Genomic DNA, 17,557 nt, shown 5'->3' on the forward strand with positions numbered 1-17,557 from the left:
TGTCGGACATCACCGCCAGGACCACCGCGGCCACGCCGAGGCCGAAGGCGATCGGCAGGCCCACGGCGATGGAGGCGAACAGGATGCCAAGAAAGATCCACAGCATGCGCTACGCCTCCTGGCCGGTGCGAATGAGGGTGATACTGCGCCAGGCGCGCCAGATGGCCACGGCGCCGATAAAGGTCGCGCAGAGCACCAGCGAGACATTGATCAGGTTCCAGGGCACGCCGAGGATGGCAGTACGCCCGGTGGACCGGGATATCACGACGTAGCCGCCCCAGATCAGTACGCCCATCAGGCCGATGATGATCAGGTGCTGGATCAGGTAGAGGACATGGGCGGCACGGGGCTTGAGGCGACGCACCAGGAAGTCCACGGCGATGTGCTCATAGCGGGCGAAGGCCGCCGCGGCGCCGATGAAGATCAGCCAGATGAACAGCATGCGGGCCAGCTCGTCGGCCCAGGGCAGCGAGTGGTTGAGCAGCGAGCGTCCGATGACGTTGGCCGACACCGACACGATCAGCGCCACCAGGATTGCGGCGATCAGATGCTCCATGAGCACGGTCAGCNATCGTCGAGATATTCGGCCGGGTCAGGGGGCGGCGAGTGAGAGGTATTCATGGGCGCTCCAATGGCAGGCAGACGAACGCGGACCAACCACTGGCCCGCGCCTGTCGTCGTCATGCCGGGTCAATCGTTCATGGTGTTTTCGACGATCTGCTGGATCTCGGCGACCAGGTCTTCTCCGATGCGCGGACCCCACTCGTCGTAGACGGGCTGTACCGCTTCCTGGAAGGCGGCGATCTGGTCGTCGTCGAGGCGGGTGATCTGCATGCCGCGCTCCTCGAGCTGATCACGGGCCCAGTCGTCGTACTCGGTGGCCAGCTGGATCTCGTAGGCCGCTGCCGCGTTGGCTGCCTCCCGTACAAGCTCCTGATAGGCGGGGTCGAGGCGATCCCAGGTGCGTTCGGACATCATGATGATGAAGGGGGTGTAGACGTGGCGTGTCTCGGAGCCGTGGTCCTGCACCTCGTGGAAGTTGGAAGTCAGGATGGTGCTCCAGGGGTTCTCCTGGCCGTCAATGACGCCTTGCTCCATGGCCGAGAAGACCTCGCCGAACGCCATCGGCGTGGGGTTGGCGCCCAAGGCTTCCCAGATGCTCAGCTGGACCGGATTTTCCATGGTGCGAATGGTCAGGCCGCTGACGTCGAGCCCGGCCACATCATCGGGCGACTCGACCGGTCGCACGCTGTTGGTGAGCTGACGATAGCCGTTCTCGTGATAGGCAAAGGCCTTGATGCCAGTTCCTTCGAACTTGTCGAGCAGGCCGAGGGCGACATCGCTTTCCAGCACGGCGATGGCGGCTTCACGGGTCGGCAGCAGGAACGGCAGATCGAAGACGGCGAGCTCCTCGACGTAGGTTGTCGCTGGTGAGGTCGACGGGATGGTCATGTCCAGCGAGCCGGTCTGCAGCATTTCCATCATCTGCGCGTCGTCGCCCAGCTGGCTGTTGGGAAAGACATTGACGGTCAAACGACCCTCGGTGCGCTCGGCGAGGATGTCGCCAAAATACTGGGTGGAAATATACAGTGGCGAGGTCTCGGCCAGGCCCAGGCCGACGCGGATGGTGTGTGAACCGAGATCCTCGGTGATCACCTCGCCCTCGATGGGGGGCGGGTCGGAAAGGTCGGGCGTCGCGGCATAGGCAAGACTGCTGCCAAGGAGCGTGGCGCCGGTCACTGCCAAAGTAAGCTTCCAGGGGTAGTGCATGGTTTGAGTCTCCATGCGCAGTGCCGCTGGGGTGGTGCCTCCAGCATCTGGCTGACTGCGCGGTGCGTTGTTGTTGTGGAATATGGCGTTTATCGACATGACGGTTGATCGCCATGCCTGGGATAGAATGTCGGACTTATTCGCCATTTGTTCAACATATACTTTTGTATGTATCGACTTGACTGGTGCTTGAGGCGTAAGGTCAACGGCATGAGGAGGCAATCGAGCTATCCTCCCCCTTATGTCCAACTCAGGCGTGGAGCGAGACGATGGCCAAGCCACACCGGATCACCCCCGACCAGCTGCGGTCACGCTACTGGTTCGATAATCCCGAGCATCCGGGGACCACGGCGCTGTGCATTGAGCGCTACCTCAACTACGGGCTGACCCTGGAGGAGCTGACCAGCGGCAAGCCGATCATCGGCATCAGCCAGTCCGGCTCGGATCTGACACCCTGCAATCGCCACCACATCGAGCTGGTGAAGCGGGTCAAGGATGGCATCCGCGCCGCTGGTGGGGTGCCGTTCGAGTTCCCCATGCACCCGATCCACGAGAACGTGCGTCGACCCACCGCAGCGCTCGACCGCAACCTGGCCTACCTGGGGCTGGTCGAGGTATTGCACGGCTATCCATTGGATGGTGTGGTGCTCACTACCGGTTGCGACAAGACCACCCCGGCGGCGCTGATGGCGGCGGCCACGGTCAATATCCCGGCCATCGTGCTGTCCGGCGGCCCGATGCTCAACGGCTGGCGCGGCGCGGAACGGGTCGGTTCCGGCACTATCATCTGGGAGTTGCGCAAGCGCCTGGCTGCCGGCGATATCGACTATGCCGAATTCCTCTCTCGGGCCAGTGATTCGGCACCGTCCATCGGCCACTGCAACACCATGGGCACGGCCTCGACCATGAACGCCATGGCCGAGGTGCTGGGGATGAGCCTGCCCGGCTCGGCAGTGATTCCGGCGCCTTACAAGGAGCGTGCCATGGTCTCTTTCGAGACCGGCACGCGTATCGTCGGGATGGTCTGGGAGGACCTGCGGCCGCTGGACGTCCTCACCCGTGAGGCATTCGAGAATGCCATTGTCACCTGCTCGGGCTTGGGCGGCTCCAGCAATGCCCCGGTGCACGTCAATGCCATTGCTCGCCATGCCGGTATCGAGCTCGACAATGACGACTGGCAGCGCCTCGGCTATGAGGTGCCGCTGTTGGCCAACGTGATGCCCGCCGGGGCCTACCTGTGCGAGGAGTTCTACCGCGCCGGTGGCGTGCCGGCGGTGCTGCATGAACTGCTCGACGCCGGCAAGCTCCATGGCGATGTGCTGACCGTCAATGGCCAGACGCTCGCGGCGAACCTGCAAGGCCTTGAGACCCAGGATGCCGAGGTGATCCGCCGCTACGCCAACCCGCTGGTGGCACATGCCGGTTTCCTCAACCTCAAGGGCAACCTGTTCGACTCGGCGCTGATGAAGACCAGCGTGATCTCGCCCGACTTCCGGGCGCGTTTTCTCAGCGACCCGGACGACCCCGACGCTTTCGAAGGCAAGGTTGCGGTGTTCGACGGTTCCGAGAACTACCATGCGCGCATCGACGACCCGCAGCTCGGCATCGACGAGCGCACCATCCTGGTGATGCGCGGTGCCGGCCCGGTAGGCCATCCAGGGGGCGCCGAGGTGGTCAATATGCAGCCGCCGGCAGCCCTGCTGCAGCGGGGCATCGAGTCGTTGCCGTGCCTGGGCGATGGGCGCCAGTCGGGGACTTCGGGCTCGCCGTCGATTCTCAACGCGGCGCCGGAAGCGGCCACCGGCGGGGGGCTGGCATTGCTCGAGAATGGCGATCGGCTACGCGTCGACCTCAAGCGCGGTGAAGTGCGGCTGATGGTGGATGATGCCGAGCTCGCGGCGCGCCGCCAGCGGCTCGAGGCACGCGGCGGCTATATCTATCCAGATCACCAGACCCCCTGGCAGGAGATCCAGCGCAGCATGGTGGAACCGCTGGATCGCGGCATGACACTGGAGCCGGCGACCAAGTATCGTGACGTGGCCCGTCGACACCCGCCGCGGGACAATCACTGACATGAGCCGCTTGAACGCGTTGTCCCATCGCCAGCAGGGGCTGTTGCTGACCGGCGGCGGAGCGCTGATCATGGCGCCCGATGCGCTGCTGATCAAGGTCGCCGACCTTCCCGATGCGGAGATCCTGATGTGGCGAGGTTTCCTCTCGGCACTGGGCTTCCTGCTCATCGCTCTGGTGCGCTATGGCCGCGGCACCCTGGCGGCCTATCGCCGTTGCGGTTGGACGGGTATCGCCGTGGCGCTGCTGTTCAGCCTGACCACCTGTGGCTTCGTGCTCGGTAACCAGTACACCAAAGCGGGCAATGTGCTGATGATCCTGGCCGGCGCACCGCTGATCGCTGCGGCGCTGTCCTGGGTGATCCTCAAGGAGCGGTTGCCACGGCGAACCTGGCTGGCCATCTGGCTGTGCATGGCGGGCATCGCCATGATCGCCCTGGACGACGCAGGTGTCGGCTCCTGGGTGGGCAATGGCTTCGCCCTGATGGCGGCCACCACCCTGGCCATCAATTTCACGCTATGCCGAACGCGCCCGGGCATCGACATGAGTCCGATGCTGGTCTTCAACGGCCTGATCGTCGGCAGCGTTGCCGGGTTGTTCTGGCTCGCCGGCAGCGAGCCGTCGCTGCCGGCGACGAACCAGCTCGCCGTGGTGATCCTGCTGTGCCTGGTCATCGTGCCCTGCGGGGTGACCCTGCTGCAGCGCGGGCCGCTTTATCTGCCCGCCGCCGAAGTGGGCCTTTTGCTATTGCTGGAAGTGGTCGTGGGTACCTTGCTGGCCTGGTGGATTCTCGCCGAGCAGCCGGCGCCGATGGCAATGGTCGGGGGTGTCCTTGTGCTTGGCACCCTGTTTGCCAAGGGGCTTTATGAACGCCGGCTGGAGCTGAGGCTGCGAGCGGGTGTGGACCCGGCGCTGCGGGTGCCGGCAGACCAGTCGAGTGCGTTATGATATTCAGGAATCGCAACAGGGTCTTATCGCCGTGACGTCATCTCTACGCAAACCATCGGCTCGCGCCAGTATCGCTGAATATCTGGCCGAGGCGATCTTCGCCGGTCGCTACCAGCCCGGCGACTTCGTGCCCCGTGAACTCGACCTCTGCGAGCGCTTCGCCATCAACCGTTCGGCGGTGCGCAGCGACCTGCGTCAGCTGGTCGATGCCGGCATTATCGAACGCATCTCTGGTCACGGGTCCAAGGTCCGCGAGTATGCCGAGTGGCATATCCTCGATCCCCAGGTGACCGAGTGGATGTCCCGCTATGCGGCGCCCAACCCGGAGATCCAGCGCGAGATACTGGCCTTTCGCCTCGACGTCGAGCCCTATGTGGCGATGACTGCGGCGCGGCGCGCCACGGCCCGCGACCTGGTCGCCATCGAGGAGGCCTTCGAGGGGCTGGGGCAGAACCTGCGCAATGCCAGCTGCGCCGAGGAGCGGCGCCTGCACAGCGAGTGTGACGTGGCCTTCCACGTGGCGATCTTCAAGGCCACCCACAATATCGTCTGGGCGCAGCTGTCGCACATCCTCAGGCCGTCGATCCACCTGCTGGTGACCATGTCCAACGAGCATGCCAGCGACCCCGAGGAGAGCCTCGAGCGGCATCGCCAAGTGATGGAAAGCATCCGCATGCGGCGTCCGAAGGAGGCTTTCCTGGCCGCCCAGGCGGTGCTTGCCGGCACCGCAGAGGCCTTGGGACTCGAACCCGGCGCCAGTTCTCTGGGCCGAGGCTTCGAGCTGCCCTGAGCGTCTGAACTAATACCTTGGCCAGACCGGTCCCAGACCTGGGATATCCACGCCGAGACCGAAACCGGGCGCCTGAACCTGACCCCCGATATTGGAGATTTTTCATGACCGATCGCCAGCGTTCGTTGCGTTCCGCTCAATGGTTCGGCACCGCCGACAAGAACGGCTTCATGTACCGCAGCTGGATGAAGAACCAGGGCATACCCGACCACGAGTTCCAGGGCAAGCCGATCATCGGTATCTGCAACACCTGGTCGGAGCTCACGCCCTGCAATGCCCATTTCCGCAAGCTCGCCGACCACGTCAAGCAGGGCGTGCTGGAGGCCGGTGGCTACCCGTTGGAGTTCCCCGTCTTCTCCAACGGGGAGTCGCTGCTGCGGCCCACGGCGATGTTCACCCGCAACCTGGCGAGCATGGACGTCGAGGAGGCCATTCGCGGCAACCCACTGGATGCGGTGGTGCTGCTGGTGGGGTGCGACAAGACCACCCCGGCACTGCTGATGGGCGCGGCCAGCTGCGATATCCCGACGATCGTGGTCAGCGGCGGGCCGATGCTCAATGGCAAGCATGAGGGCAAGGACATCGGCTCCGGCACCGTGGTCTGGCAGCTTTCGGAGCAGGTCAAGGCCGGCAAGATTTCGCTGCACGACTTCATGGCCGCCGAGGCTGGCATGTCCCGATCGGCTGGCACCTGCAACACCATGGGCACCGCCTCGACCATGGCCTGCATGGCCGAGTCGCTGGGCACCTCGTTGCCGCACAACGCCGCGATTCCGGCGGTGGACTCGCGCCGCTATGTGCTGGCGCACCTCTCCGGTAACCGTATCGTCGAGATGGTCGACGAGGACCTGCGGCTGTCGAAGGTACTCACCCGCCAGGCCTTCGAGAACGCCATCCGCACCAACGCCGCCATCGGCGGCTCGACCAACGCCGTGGTCCACCTCAAGGCGATCGCCGGGCGGATCGGCGTCGACCTGGCGCTGGATGACTGGAGTCACGTGGGTCGTGGCACGCCCACCATCGTCGACCTTCAGCCCTCCGGTCGCTTCCTGATGGAAGAGTTCTACTACGCCGGTGGGCTGCCGGCGGTGCTGCGTCGACTCGGTGAAGCCGAGCGCTTGCCACACAAGGACGCCCTCACCGTCAACGGCCAGAGCCTATGGGACAACGTCAAGGACGCGCCGCTCTACAACGATGAAGTGATCCGGCCACTGGACAAACCCCTGGTTGCCGACGGTGGGATATGCGTGCTGCGGGGCAACCTGGCGCCCAACGGGGCGGTGCTCAAGCCTTCGGCCGCCAGCCCTGAATTGATGCAGCATCGCGGTCGGGCGGTGGTATTCGAAGACTTCGATGACTACAAGGCGCGCATCAATGCGCCCGACCTGGCGGTCGACGCCGACAGCGTGCTGGTGATGAAGAACTGCGGTCCGCGTGGCTATCACGGCATGGCGGAAGTCGGCAACATGGGGCTCCCCGCCAAGCTGCTCGAGCAGGGCGTCACCGACATGGTGCGTATATCGGATGCGCGCATGAGTGGCACCGCCTACGGCACCGTGGTGCTGCACGTGGCGCCTGAGTCGGCCGCAGGTGGCCCATTGGCGGCGGTACGCGACGGCGACTGGATAGAGCTCGACTGCTCGTCCGGGCGCCTGCACCTTGAAATCGACGACGCCGAACTCGAGGCGCGCCTGGCGCAAAGCGACCCCACCGCTGCCTCGCGGCGTATCGCCAGCGACGGTGGTTATCGCCAGCTGTACATCGAGCACGTGTTGCAGGCGGACGAAGGCTGCGACTTCGATTTCCTGGTCGGTTGTCGTGGCGCCGAGGTACCCAGGCATTCGCACTGATGCCGATAGGCATCTTTCTGGACACCGCCTGGCCCCTTGCTGCCGCCGATCAGTTCAGTCCCTTGCCTGGCAGCCTGCCAGGGTCTGGAGGTCGGTGGCATGAAGGATCATGGCAATGCCACCGAGGAAGGTCATGTCCCGGTCCCACGGACTTGCCATCAGGCGGCTCGGGCCGATGAGCTCCTCGACCAGGGCTTCGTCGATAGCCTCTTCCATCGATGGCCGCATGGCCTCGAAGCCACGAACGCCGGAGCCGGTGATCAAGATCAGGTCGGGGTTGAATAGTGCGAGTACGTTGGCAATGCCATACCCCAGCGCGCGGCCGGCCTTGCTGTAGATCTGGCTGGCGACGGGATCACCCTTCATTGCCAGCTGGTTCAGCGCCTGCATCTGTGCGTCGGAAGGGTGGGCACTATCGCCGGGCGGCAAGGTCAGCATGGCGCGGGCTTCACGATACAGTGCGTAGTCACTGGCATAGGCCTCGATGCAGCCGCGCCGACCGCAGGCACACAATGCCCCGCCCGGTTCGTACTTGGTGTGGCCGAACTCGGCTGCCGAGCCGTTGGTCCCCAGGAAGGGCGTGCCGTCGATCAGCACGGACATGCCGATACCGTAGCCCAGCATGATGACGATCAGGTTAGGGTAGGCGGCATATTCCGGGTGGCTGGTCAGGGCCCTGGCGATGCAGTTGGCGTCGTTTTCGAGCAGTACCGGGCAGCCGAATGTGGTGGTGAGACGCTCCGAGACGGGGGCGTTGCGAAAGCTCAAGGCCGGCGACCAGATGATGAGCCCGTTGTTGGGTGAAACCACTCCCTGTATGGCCAGGCAGATGCCGGCAAGATAGTGAAAGGTATCGCAAACATCCGCTCGTATCGCTTCGATTTTTTCTTCCAGGACGGCGCATAAATCGTCCTGAGTCAGGGTCAGTGTCGTGAGAGGGTGATGTGTGCTGTGGCGTATCTGGCCGGTGAAGTCGCCCACCACAATCTGAATCTCGTTGATCGAAACCTTGACGCAAATGACGAAGGCAGCATCCGGGTTGAGCTGGATCAGGGTCTTCGGCCGCCCTCGGCCGCCGCTGCGGATCGTCTCGGGAGGCAGTTCGCTGATCAGCCCCTGGCCCAGCAATTCTGCGGTAATCGAGGTGACGGTGGCCGAGCTGATGCCGTTCATTGGGCCCAGGTCCACGCGAGCCATAGGGCCCTTCGTCCGCAGCGAATGGATAACGGCTAACGTGTTGTCCTGCCTGCTGTTTTCAATAATCTGAGTGGCCATCAAGGCTGCCGATAGATTTAATTTTATAGAAAAAGTATATCAACGTATTGGCGCTGGCGTCACTGCCATGTTGCTGTGATATGCCTCTCTCAAGCAACTGTCTGATCGTTTCGTACGCTGTCGAGTGCATGGAAGGCGCGATAATCCCACAGGAAATTACGACCTAAGTGGTATGTGCAGGGCTTTAATTTATCGCCTAAAGTAAATTCAGATCACGTGCCTTGTGCTCTGGAATAACAATAAAAGGTGACCTCCATGCTACTCCCTACTGCCCGCTATCCCAGCCTTGATGGGCGTGTCGTCTTCGTGACCGGAGGCGGTGGCGGGATAGGTGCCGCACTGACTCGCGCCTTTCATCGCCAGGGCGCTCGGGTTGCCTTCGTTGATATCGATGATGAAGCCAGCCAGACGCTGTGCCACGAACTCGAAGTGGAATCGGGCAGGACATTACTATATCGCCACTGTGACATCCGCGATATCGCTGCCCTCCAGGCGGTGATTCAAGAGGTTGGCGAGACGCTGGGCCCCATCCGCACGCTGGTGAATAACGCCGCGAACGATGATCGCCATGACTGGCGTGAGGTCAGCGTCGAGTATTGGGATGAGAGAATGTCGCTCAACCTGCGTCCGATGTTCTTCTCCATCCAGGCGGTCGCCGACCAGATGGCGGCGGCTGGCGGTGGCTCGATCATCAATTTCGGTTCGATCAGTGTCCGCCTCGCGCTGGGTGATCTCGCCGCCTACGTGACGGCCAAGGCCGCCGTTCACGGCCTGACACGCACACTGGCCCGTGATCTCGGCGTGAAGGACATTCGTGTCAACACGGTGGTGCCAGGCTGCATCCTGACCCAGCGGCAGCTCGACAAGTGGATCAGCCCCGAGGATGAGGTACGCATTCAGGAGCACCAGAGTCTGAAGGTGCGCCTGGCGCCGGAGCATGTGGCGCCGACGGTGCTGTTCCTGGCAGCGGATGATAGCGCTCAGCTGACCGGCCAGGAATTCCCGGTCGATGCGGGGTGGGGATAATGGCCATGGACAACGACGTGCTGCTCGAGGGTCGGCATATTTCCCGTTTCTTCGGCGGCCACCAGGTCCTGTTCGATGTGGACCTTATGCTGCGGGCGGGAGAGGTCCATGCGCTACTGGGCGAGAACGGCGCCGGCAAATCGACGCTGGTGCGTATCCTCGCTGGATATCTGTCCCCGACATCCGGCGAGGTTGTCATGTCAGGTGAGCCTCGACGCTACCGCTCTAGTGGCGAGGCGGAGGCCGATGGTGTGGTGATGATCCACCAGGAACTGGCACTGGCGGAACAGTTGACCGTCGAGGAAAACATCTTTCTCGGCCGCGAAATCCGCCGCGGTCCTTTTCTGGATCGCAAGACGATGCGTGCCCACTGCCGCAAGGCCCTGGCGGAACTCGAGACCGACGTCGATCCCACTGCCCGGGTCAAGGACCTGGGTACCTCGGATCAGCAGATGGTGGAGATCGCCAAGGCGGTAACACGCGACGTGCGTGTGCTGATCATGGACGAGCCCACCGCCACCTTGACCGAGCATGAGGTGCAAGTGTTGTTTGCCCTCGTGTCTCGCCTCCGCAAGCGTGGGGTGGCGATTCTCTATATCTCCCACAAGCTTCGCGAGATAGAACAGATCGCAGACCGGGTCACGGTGCTGCGCGACGGTCGGCTGGTCGACTCTGGCCCCATGCAAGGCCGCAGCAAGGAGGAGCTCGCCCGCCTGATGGTGGGCCGTGAAATCACCGAGATGTACCCGGCTCGCACCCCCGTTCCCGACGATGCCCCCCATGTTCTGGAAGCTCGCGATATCGTCGTGCCCGGTGCGGTGCACTGGGCCAGCTTTGCCTTGCGCAAAGGTGAGGTGCTCGGCTTCGGTGGCGTGGTGGGGGCAGGGCGCACGGCGCTGATCGAGTCAGTGCTGGGGCTGCGGCCACGCAGTGCGGGGCAGGTATTACGCCATGGCGAGCCGGTGACGCTGCGGCACCTGCGCGATGCGGTACGCCATCGCATCGCCTACCTTACCGAAGATCGCAAGGCCAAGGGGCTGGTACTCAACATGGGGCTGTGCCCCAACCTGACGCTGCTCAACCTGCGTGACTACTGTCATCCGCTGATCGACCGCAAGCAGGAAGCGCAGGCCCTCGAGGAGGCGACCAGCCGATTCGATATCCGTCTGCGCACTGAGGCGCTCACGGCAGCGGAGCTCTCCGGTGGCAATCAGCAGAAATTGCTGCTGGCCAAGGTCATGTCCATCGATCCCGAGGTCGTCATCATCAACGAGCCGACGCGGGGCATCGATGTCGGGACCAAGCACCAGATCTATCACTTCATCCGCGAACTCACCGACGCCGGTCGCTCCGTCATTCTCATCTCCTCGGAGATGGGCGAGTTGATCGGTCTCTCACACCGTGTGGCGGTGATGTGTGCCGGCGTGCTGACCGGCATCCTCGAGGGCGAACAGATCAACGAGCAGGAAATCATGCAGTACGCATCCGGAATCAAGGGGGTAGGGGTGGATGAGCATCGTCATGCCTGACAGCAAACCGATCAAGCGGGGGAACCTCCCCCTGGACCTGAAAACGTGGGGCCCTTTCGTGGCGCTGATCGCGCTGGCATTGCTCGGCGCCTTGATCAACCCCGCCTTCCTGGGCCTGGACAACCTCTCCAACATGCTGACGCGCAGTGCCTTCATCGGCATCATCGCGATCGGCGCGACCTTCGTCATCACCGCCGGAGGGCTGGATCTCTCGGTGGGATCGATGGCGGCCTTCATCGCCGGGGTGATGATCATCCTGATGAACAGCTTGGTCGAACAGTTCGGCCCCGGCCTTACCACCGTTCTGCTGGGCGTGGGGGCATCGCTGATCCTGGGCCTGGGGGCGGGCTTCATCAATGGCATCGTCACTACGAAGGGCAAGATCGAGGCCTTCATCGTCACCCTGGGCACCATGGGCATCTATCGCTCGCTGGTAACCTACCTCGCCGATGGCGGCACGCTGACCCTGGACTGGAGCGTTCGCGACATCTATCGGCCGGTCTACTACGACAGCATGCTGGGTATCCCGATCCCGGTGTGGGTCTTCCTCTGCGTCGCCGTTATCGGATATGTGCTGCTCAACCATACCCGCTTCGGTCGCTACTGTTTCGCCATTGGCTCCAACGAGAAGGTGGCGGAGTACAGCGCCATTCATGTCGATCGGATCAAGACACTGACCTACATGTTTCAGGGCGTCTGCGTGGCGCTGGCGACCATCATCTATGTGCCACGGCTGGGTTCGGCGTCGGGGGCCACCGGGGTGCTCTGGGAACTCGAGGCGATTGCCGCGGTGATCATCGGCGGCACCATGCTCAAGGGTGGCCATGGTCGAATCTGGGGAACCGTGGTCGGGGCGATCATGCTGACCATGATCGGCAACATTCTCAACCTGACGGATGCCATTTCCAACTATCTCAACGGCACGGTGCAGGGGATCATCATCATCGTTGCGGTGTACCTGCAGCGCGCATCGTGGAGGAAGACAGGGACTTGAACAGGCCTACTGAAATATGAATCCACCCAAGCATCAACCCATAACAACGTAAGCACCAACCAATAACAATCAAGGTAATAGGAGCGTCACCATGCGAACCATAAAGACAACATTCGCTGCGTTAGCCACCGCTGCCGTAATGGGATCACCGGCCGTCGCCATCGCCGCAGACTATACCATCGGCGTGTCGATACCGGCTGCCACCCACGGCTGGACCGGTGGGGTGAACTTCCACGCGGAACAGGCCAAGCAGCGCCTGGAGGCGGCTCATCCCAACATTGCCATTACCATCTCTACGGCCAGCAATCCTGGCGAGCAGGCCAACGACCTGGAGGACCTCGTCTCCCTGCGCAATATCGACGCCCTGGTGGTCTTGCCGTTCGAGTCGGGGCCGCTGACCGATCCGGTGCGGAGAGTCAAGGAGTCGGGTGTCTTCGTCACCGTGGTCGACCGTGGCCTCACCGAAGAAGGCATCGAAGATCTCTATGTCGCGGGCAACAACCACGAGTTGGGCCGCGTCTCCGGTGAGTACATCCGCGACCGTCTCAATGATGAGGGTGACATCGTGGTGCTGCGTGGCATCCCAACGGTGATTGACGATGAACGCGTGCAAGGCTTCCAGGAGGCTATCGAGGGCTCGGAGATCAATATCCTCGATATGCAGCACGCCAACTGGAATCGCGACGACGGCTTCGAAGTCATGCAGGATTTCCTGGCTCGCTTCGACAGCATCGATGCAGTGTGGGCCCAGGACGACGATATCGCCCTCGGTGTGATCGAGGCGGTGCGTCAGGCCGAACGCGAGGACGAGCTCTTCATTGTCGGCGGCGCCGGCATGAAGGACATCATCAAGCGCGTTATGGAGGGCGACGAGCTGGTACCAGTGGACGTGCTTTATCCACCGGCGATGATCGCTACTGCGATGGACCTGACCGTCCAGCACTTTACCTCCAACGGCCCGGTGACCGGGCAGTACATCCTCGGCTCCCCGCTGATCACACAGGAAAACGCCGAGCAGTACTATTTCCCTGACTCACCGTTCTGATTGACGCGAGCGGATAGGGCCGAGGCCCTGTCCGCTCCTCCCAAACAGACACCTCATCGGGAGAGCCCACTATGCAAACCATCAAAGGGCCGGCGATCTTCCTCGCTCAGTTTGCCGGTGACGACGCCCCTTTCAACAGCCTAGACAGCATCGCCCGCTGGGCGGCGGGGCTTGGCTACGAGGGCGTGCAGATTCCCAGCTGGGACGCGCGCCTGATCGATCTGAAACGCGCCGCCGAGAGCCAGACCTACTGCGACGAGATCAAGGGCACCCTGGCCGAGCATGGCCTGGCACTGACCGAACTCTCGACCCACCTCCAGGGCCAACTGGTGGCCGTGCACCCCGCCTACGACGAGATGTTCGACGGCTTCGCCGTACCCGAGGTGAGAGGCAACCCCAAGGCCCGCCAGGCGTGGGCGGTGGAGCAGCTGATGCTGGCCGCCAGGGCCTCGAAGAATCTTGGCCTGACGGATCACGGGACCTTCTCCGGCGCGCTGGCCTGGCCCTATGTCTATCCGTGGCCGCAGCGCCCGGCGGGGCTGATCGACGCCGCCTTCGACGAGCTGGCCAAACGCTGGCGGCCGATCCTCGACGCCTTCGACGAGGCCGGGGTCAATCTCTGCTACGAGATACACCCCGGTGAGGACCTGCACGACGGCATCACCTTCGAGATGTTTCTTGAGCGGGTCGGCCACCATCCGCGCTGCCACATTCTCTACGATCCCAGCCACCTGATCCTGCAGCAGCTCGACTACCTGGGCTTTCTCGACGTTTACCGCGACCACATCCAGATGTTTCACGTCAAGGATGCCGAGTTCAATCCCAGCCCCAAGCAGGGCGTCTACTCCGGCTACCAGTCATGGACCGAGCGCGCCGGGCGCTTCCGCTCGCTGGGTGACGGCCAGATCGACTTCAAGTCGATGTTCTCGTGGATGGCCGCCAACGACTATCACGGCTGGGCGGTGCTGGAGTGGGAGTGTTGCCTCAAGCACCCGGAGGTCGGCGCCCGCGAAGGGGCCACCTTCATTCGCGACCATATCATCCAGGTGACCGAGCGGGCGTTCGACGACTTCGCCGACGCCGGCGTCGACGAGGCGACCAACCGCCGCCTGCTGGGCCTCGACTGAAGGATACAACGACATGAGCCAACAACAGGATACGTCCCGCCGGCTGCGGCTGGGCATGGTCGGTGGCGGCCAGGGCGCCTTCATCGGCGGCGTGCACCGTATGGCGGCACGGCTCGACGACCACTACGAGCTGGTCGCCGGTGCCTTCGCCTCCGATGCCGATCGCAGCCGCGCCTCTGCAGCGGAGCTGCACGTGGCGCCGGATCGCGCCTATCCGGACTACCGCGCCATGGCCGAGGAGGAAAGCCAGCGTGACGATGGCATCGATGTCGTGGCCATCGTCACGCCCAATCACGTGCATTTCGAGGTGGCCAAGACCTTTCTGGAGGCAGGGATACACGTCATCTGTGACAAGCCGATGACCACGACCCTGGAGGAAGCCCGGACGCTGGCGGAACTGGTCGAACGCAGCGGTCGGTTCTTCGGCCTGACCCACAACTACACCGGCTACTCGCTGGTGCGCCAGGCCCGTGAGATGGTGGCCAATGGTGAGCTGGGCGAGCTGCGCGTGATCCAGGTCGAATACCCCCAGGACTGGCTTTCCACGCGCCTGGAGGATAGCGGTGTCAAGCAGGCCGAGTGGCGAACGGATCCCAAGCGCAGCGGCCCGGCAGGATGTCTGGGGGATATTGGAACCCATGCCTATAATCTGGTGCGCTTCGTCACCGGCCTGGAACCCCAGGCTCTGGCCGCGGATCTGCATACGTTCGTGGAGGGACGCGCGCTGGACGACAATGTGCACATGATGCTGCGCTTCAAGGGCGGCGCCCGAGGCATGCTGTGGTCGAGCCAGGTTTCCCCGGGCAACGAGAACGGTCTGCGGCTGCGCGTCTACGGCAGTCGCGGGGGGCTTGAGTGGTGCCAGGAGGAGCCCAATCGGCTGGTGCATTCGCCGCTGGGCGAACCGCCGCGAACACTGACGCGTAACGGTCCCGACCTGGGGGCCGCGGCGCTGACGGCGGCACGCATTCCACCGGGACATCCCGAAGGTTACCTGGAAGCTTTCGCACAGCTCTACAGCGACTTTGCCGAGCAGATCCGGGCGCGCGAGAACGGTCGGGAACCGGAGGCGCTGGCAACCGGTACGCCGGGAGTGGCCGACGGTGTCGACGGGCTGGTGTTCATCACCCGCGCACTGGAATCTTCCTCGGCAGGGGGCATCTGGGTGGACTTCTAGGATGGCCATACGACTCGACAATGGGCGGTTGCAGCTGGTGGTGGCGCCTGAGTTGGGAGGGTGCGTGGTGCGTTTCGACGCCCTGACAGCGGCCGGCCCATTGCCGCTGTTCCGCCCCGGCAGCGAGGCAGGCCACGACCCCAACAAGATGGGCCTCTATCCTCTGCTGCCCTGGTCCAATCGTATCTCCGGCGGTGGTTTCGACTGGCGGGGGCGACACTATTCACTCGCAGCCAACCTGGCGGGAGAGTCATTGCCGATTCATGGCGATGGCTGGCAACGGCCCTGGCAGGTCGAGCACCAGGGGCAGACCGAGCTGCGGCTAGGCCTCTGCTCCTCTTGGCAGCCACCCTTCGACTATCGTGCGGTACTCACGTATCGCCTGGAAGAGGGGAGCCTGACGGTTGAACTGATGCTGACTCATCTTGGTGATATTCCCGCCCCATACGGCCTGGGCTTGCATCCCTGGTTTCCACGAAGCGCCAACGTGCGCCTCGAGGCGCCGGCCGACGGCGTATGGGAGGTCGATGTCGCCCAGTTGCCGACGCGCTGGCACCGCCTGGAGGCGGGCGATCCCTGGTCTTATTCCACGGCCGCTTCGCTCCCCGCAGGCCGGATCGACAACCTCTTTACCGGCTGGAACGGGCAAGCGCTGCTCAACTGGCCCGAGCGCGGCATTGCCCTCGACGTCACAACGCTGCCCAACCTGTCGCGCTATCTCCTCTTCTCACCGGGGGAGGACGCCGACTTCTTCTGCTTCGAGCCGGTAAGTCACGACGTCGATGCCCATCACTTCCCAGACCCCATGGCCCATGGGTTGGTGGAGCTGCAGAGAGGCCAGAGCCTGAGACAGCAGTGGTGCTTCTGCCTGGCTGAGGCGACTCGATGACGCGCTGTTGATGAGATGGCACCCAACGACTTGAGGGAGAGGACATGCAGGAGAACGCGATGACGGTGGCGGTCGCACTCGACATGAGCCTGGGCGAGAGCCCGGTGTGGTCGGTGGCGCGCCAGACCCTCTACTGGGTAGATATCAATAACGGCCATGTCTACGCCTGGCGGCCCCAGGATGGCGGTGCCCCGACACGCATCGCGCTCGGCGAGAAGGTGGGCTGCGTGGCGATTGCCGACTCGGGGCTGGTGGCCGCCGCCACGTCGGGCATCCTGCGCTTGGCCGCGGAGGGTGAGCCCGAGCGACTGGCAGATAATCCAGAGTGTAAGAATGAGTGGAGAAAAGAGGGGGAGAAAGGGCGTGGAAACCGCTTCAACGACGGCCGCTGCGACGCCGCCGGGCGCCTGTGGGTAGGTACCATCGCTTCCGATGAAGCGAGCCCCACGGCGGCGCTCTACTGCCTCGATCGAGGCGAGCTCACGCGGCGACTGACGGGAATCGGCATATCCAACGGGCTCGCTTTCAGCCCCGACCGGCGCTGGCTCTACCATACCGATTCGCTGACCCGACGAATCCTGCGCTACCCCTTCGATGTCGATACCGGCGCCCTGGGCGAAGGGCATATCTGGGTCGACCTGGAGGCGCTGGGATTGCCCGGCGTGCCCGACGGTGCGGCGGTGGACAGCGAAGGCTGCTACTGGAGCGCGCTCTACGACGGCGGTCGTATCGTGCGATTCTCGCCGGAGGGCGAACTGATGGCAGAGTACGAGGTGCCGTGCCCGCATCCCACCATGGTGGCGTTCGGCGGGCCTGACCTGAGCACGCTCTACATCACCACCGCCACTCAGCATCTGGATGCCGAGGGCGAGGCGCGCTGGCCTATGGCCGGGAGCCTGCTGCAGATGAAAGCCGGCGTGGAAGGGCTTGCCGAGCCCAGCTTTGGAGCCTAGATACCATCTCTCCTAACCGGCCACAAACATCCCATCAGGCGGTTTGTGGCCGGTATTCGGTTTGCGTCTTGAGGACCCCGTAAGCTATGTGGACCAGCTTACGCATCGCCGCCC

Annotated in this window: 15 protein-coding genes; 12 read left to right on the forward strand and 3 right to left on the reverse strand. The window is 63.5% G+C overall.

The window, feature by feature from the left end; translation table 11 throughout:
* Positions 1-109 precede the first annotated feature (109 nt).
* Together DU505_RS21480 and DU505_RS21485 are read right to left on the reverse strand one after the other, a co-directional pair.
* Positions 110-556, reverse strand: a complete 447-nt coding sequence (locus tag DU505_RS21480) for a TRAP transporter small permease (protein WP_114481029.1) — start codon at positions 554-556, stop codon at positions 110-112.
* A 134-nt stretch (positions 557-690) separates the two neighbouring features.
* Entirely contained in the window at positions 691-1,770 is a 1,080-nt protein-coding gene (locus DU505_RS21485; RefSeq protein WP_114481016.1) for a TRAP transporter substrate-binding protein, read from the reverse strand.
* Positions 1,771-2,039: 269 nt separating this feature from the next.
* Between DU505_RS21485 and DU505_RS21490 the strand changes: the two genes are divergently transcribed.
* From DU505_RS21490 to DU505_RS21505, 4 genes are all read left to right on the forward strand, one after another.
* Positions 2,040-3,842 (forward strand): IlvD/Edd family dehydratase, encoded by a 1,803-nt coding sequence (locus DU505_RS21490; RefSeq protein WP_114481017.1) that lies wholly within the window; start codon positions 2,040-2,042, stop codon positions 3,840-3,842.
* Position 3,843: 1 nt separating this feature from the next.
* Positions 3,844-4,788 carry a DMT family transporter gene (locus DU505_RS21495; protein ID WP_114481018.1) on the forward strand — a complete coding sequence of 315 codons (945 nt, stop codon included), beginning with the start codon at positions 3,844-3,846 and terminating at the stop codon, positions 4,786-4,788.
* A gap of 31 nt (positions 4,789-4,819) precedes the next feature.
* Entirely contained in the window at positions 4,820-5,578 is a 759-nt protein-coding gene (locus DU505_RS21500) for a FadR/GntR family transcriptional regulator (RefSeq protein WP_114481019.1), read from the forward strand.
* Positions 5,579-5,682: 104 nt separating this feature from the next.
* Positions 5,683-7,428, forward strand: coding sequence for an IlvD/Edd family dehydratase (locus tag DU505_RS21505; RefSeq protein ID WP_114481020.1), 1,746 nt, complete (start codon positions 5,683-5,685; stop codon positions 7,426-7,428).
* Between the two features lie 54 nt (positions 7,429-7,482).
* On the opposite strand, the gene DU505_RS21510 is transcribed toward DU505_RS21505, so the two are convergent.
* Positions 7,483-8,625: an ROK family protein gene (locus DU505_RS21510; RefSeq protein WP_245948129.1), complete on the reverse strand. Its 1,143-nt coding sequence runs from the start codon at positions 8,623-8,625 to the stop codon at positions 7,483-7,485.
* Positions 8,626-8,958: 333 nt separating this feature from the next.
* On the opposite strand from DU505_RS21510, the gene DU505_RS21515 reads away from it, so the two are divergent.
* The 8 genes from DU505_RS21515 (at position 8,959) to DU505_RS21550 (ending at position 17,443) form a co-directional block, all read left to right on the forward strand.
* Complete coding sequence (locus DU505_RS21515) at positions 8,959-9,729, forward strand: SDR family NAD(P)-dependent oxidoreductase (protein ID WP_114481022.1); 771 nt, start codon at positions 8,959-8,961, stop codon at positions 9,727-9,729.
* Between the two features lie 5 nt (positions 9,730-9,734).
* Positions 9,735-11,258 (forward strand): sugar ABC transporter ATP-binding protein, encoded by a 1,524-nt coding sequence (locus DU505_RS21520; protein ID WP_114481030.1) that lies wholly within the window; start codon positions 9,735-9,737, stop codon positions 11,256-11,258.
* Positions 11,251-12,252, forward strand: coding sequence for an ABC transporter permease (locus DU505_RS21525; protein WP_114481023.1), 1,002 nt, complete (start codon positions 11,251-11,253; stop codon positions 12,250-12,252). Before DU505_RS21520 ends, DU505_RS21525 begins: the two co-directional genes overlap by 8 nt.
* 91 nt (positions 12,253-12,343) lie before the next feature.
* Positions 12,344-13,297, forward strand: a complete 954-nt coding sequence (locus tag DU505_RS21530) for an ABC transporter substrate-binding protein (RefSeq protein ID WP_114481024.1) — start codon at positions 12,344-12,346, stop codon at positions 13,295-13,297.
* Positions 13,298-13,368: 71 nt separating this feature from the next.
* Positions 13,369-14,424, forward strand: a complete 1,056-nt coding sequence (locus tag DU505_RS21535) for a sugar phosphate isomerase/epimerase family protein (RefSeq protein ID WP_114481025.1) — start codon at positions 13,369-13,371, stop codon at positions 14,422-14,424.
* A gap of 13 nt (positions 14,425-14,437) precedes the next feature.
* Complete coding sequence (locus tag DU505_RS21540; RefSeq protein WP_114481026.1) at positions 14,438-15,601, forward strand: Gfo/Idh/MocA family protein; 1,164 nt, start codon at positions 14,438-14,440, stop codon at positions 15,599-15,601.
* 1 nt (position 15,602) lies between these two features.
* Positions 15,603-16,490, forward strand: coding sequence for an aldose 1-epimerase (locus DU505_RS21545; RefSeq protein WP_114481027.1), 888 nt, complete (start codon positions 15,603-15,605; stop codon positions 16,488-16,490).
* A 44-nt stretch (positions 16,491-16,534) separates the two neighbouring features.
* Entirely contained in the window at positions 16,535-17,443 is a 909-nt protein-coding gene (locus DU505_RS21550) for an SMP-30/gluconolactonase/LRE family protein (RefSeq protein ID WP_114481028.1), read from the forward strand.
* The last annotated feature ends 114 nt before the right edge of the window (positions 17,444-17,557 follow it).

Source organism: Billgrantia montanilacus (assembly GCF_003336675.1).
GTDB lineage: Bacteria > Pseudomonadota > Gammaproteobacteria > Pseudomonadales > Halomonadaceae > Halomonas > Halomonas montanilacus.

Bases quoted from the DNA above. Each gene is read 5' to 3' on its own strand.
- DU505_RS21480 (WP_114481029.1), bottom strand. From the start codon at position 556: ATGGAGCATCTGATCGCCGCAATCCTGGTGGCGCTGATCGTGTCGGTG.
- DU505_RS21485 (WP_114481016.1), bottom strand. From the start codon at position 1,770: ATGCACTACCCCTGGAAGCTTACTTTGGCAGTGACCGGCGCCACGCTC.
- DU505_RS21490 (WP_114481017.1), top strand. From the start codon at position 2,040: ATGGCCAAGCCACACCGGATCACCCCCGACCAGCTGCGGTCACGCTAC.
- DU505_RS21495 (WP_114481018.1), top strand. From the start codon at position 3,844: ATGAGCCGCTTGAACGCGTTGTCCCATCGCCAGCAGGGGCTGTTGCTG.
- DU505_RS21505 (WP_114481020.1), top strand. From the start codon at position 5,683: ATGACCGATCGCCAGCGTTCGTTGCGTTCCGCTCAATGGTTCGGCACC.
- DU505_RS21510 (WP_245948129.1), bottom strand. From the start codon at position 8,625: ATGGCTCGCGTGGACCTGGGCCCAATGAACGGCATCAGCTCGGCCACC.
- DU505_RS21515 (WP_114481022.1), top strand. From the start codon at position 8,959: ATGCTACTCCCTACTGCCCGCTATCCCAGCCTTGATGGGCGTGTCGTC.
- DU505_RS21520 (WP_114481030.1), top strand. From the start codon at position 9,735: ATGGACAACGACGTGCTGCTCGAGGGTCGGCATATTTCCCGTTTCTTC.
- DU505_RS21525 (WP_114481023.1), top strand. From the start codon at position 11,251: ATGCCTGACAGCAAACCGATCAAGCGGGGGAACCTCCCCCTGGACCTG.
- DU505_RS21530 (WP_114481024.1), top strand. From the start codon at position 12,344: ATGCGAACCATAAAGACAACATTCGCTGCGTTAGCCACCGCTGCCGTA.
- DU505_RS21535 (WP_114481025.1), top strand. From the start codon at position 13,369: ATGCAAACCATCAAAGGGCCGGCGATCTTCCTCGCTCAGTTTGCCGGT.
- DU505_RS21540 (WP_114481026.1), top strand. From the start codon at position 14,438: ATGAGCCAACAACAGGATACGTCCCGCCGGCTGCGGCTGGGCATGGTC.
- DU505_RS21545 (WP_114481027.1), top strand. From the start codon at position 15,603: ATGGCCATACGACTCGACAATGGGCGGTTGCAGCTGGTGGTGGCGCCT.
- DU505_RS21550 (WP_114481028.1), top strand. From the start codon at position 16,535: ATGCAGGAGAACGCGATGACGGTGGCGGTCGCACTCGACATGAGCCTG.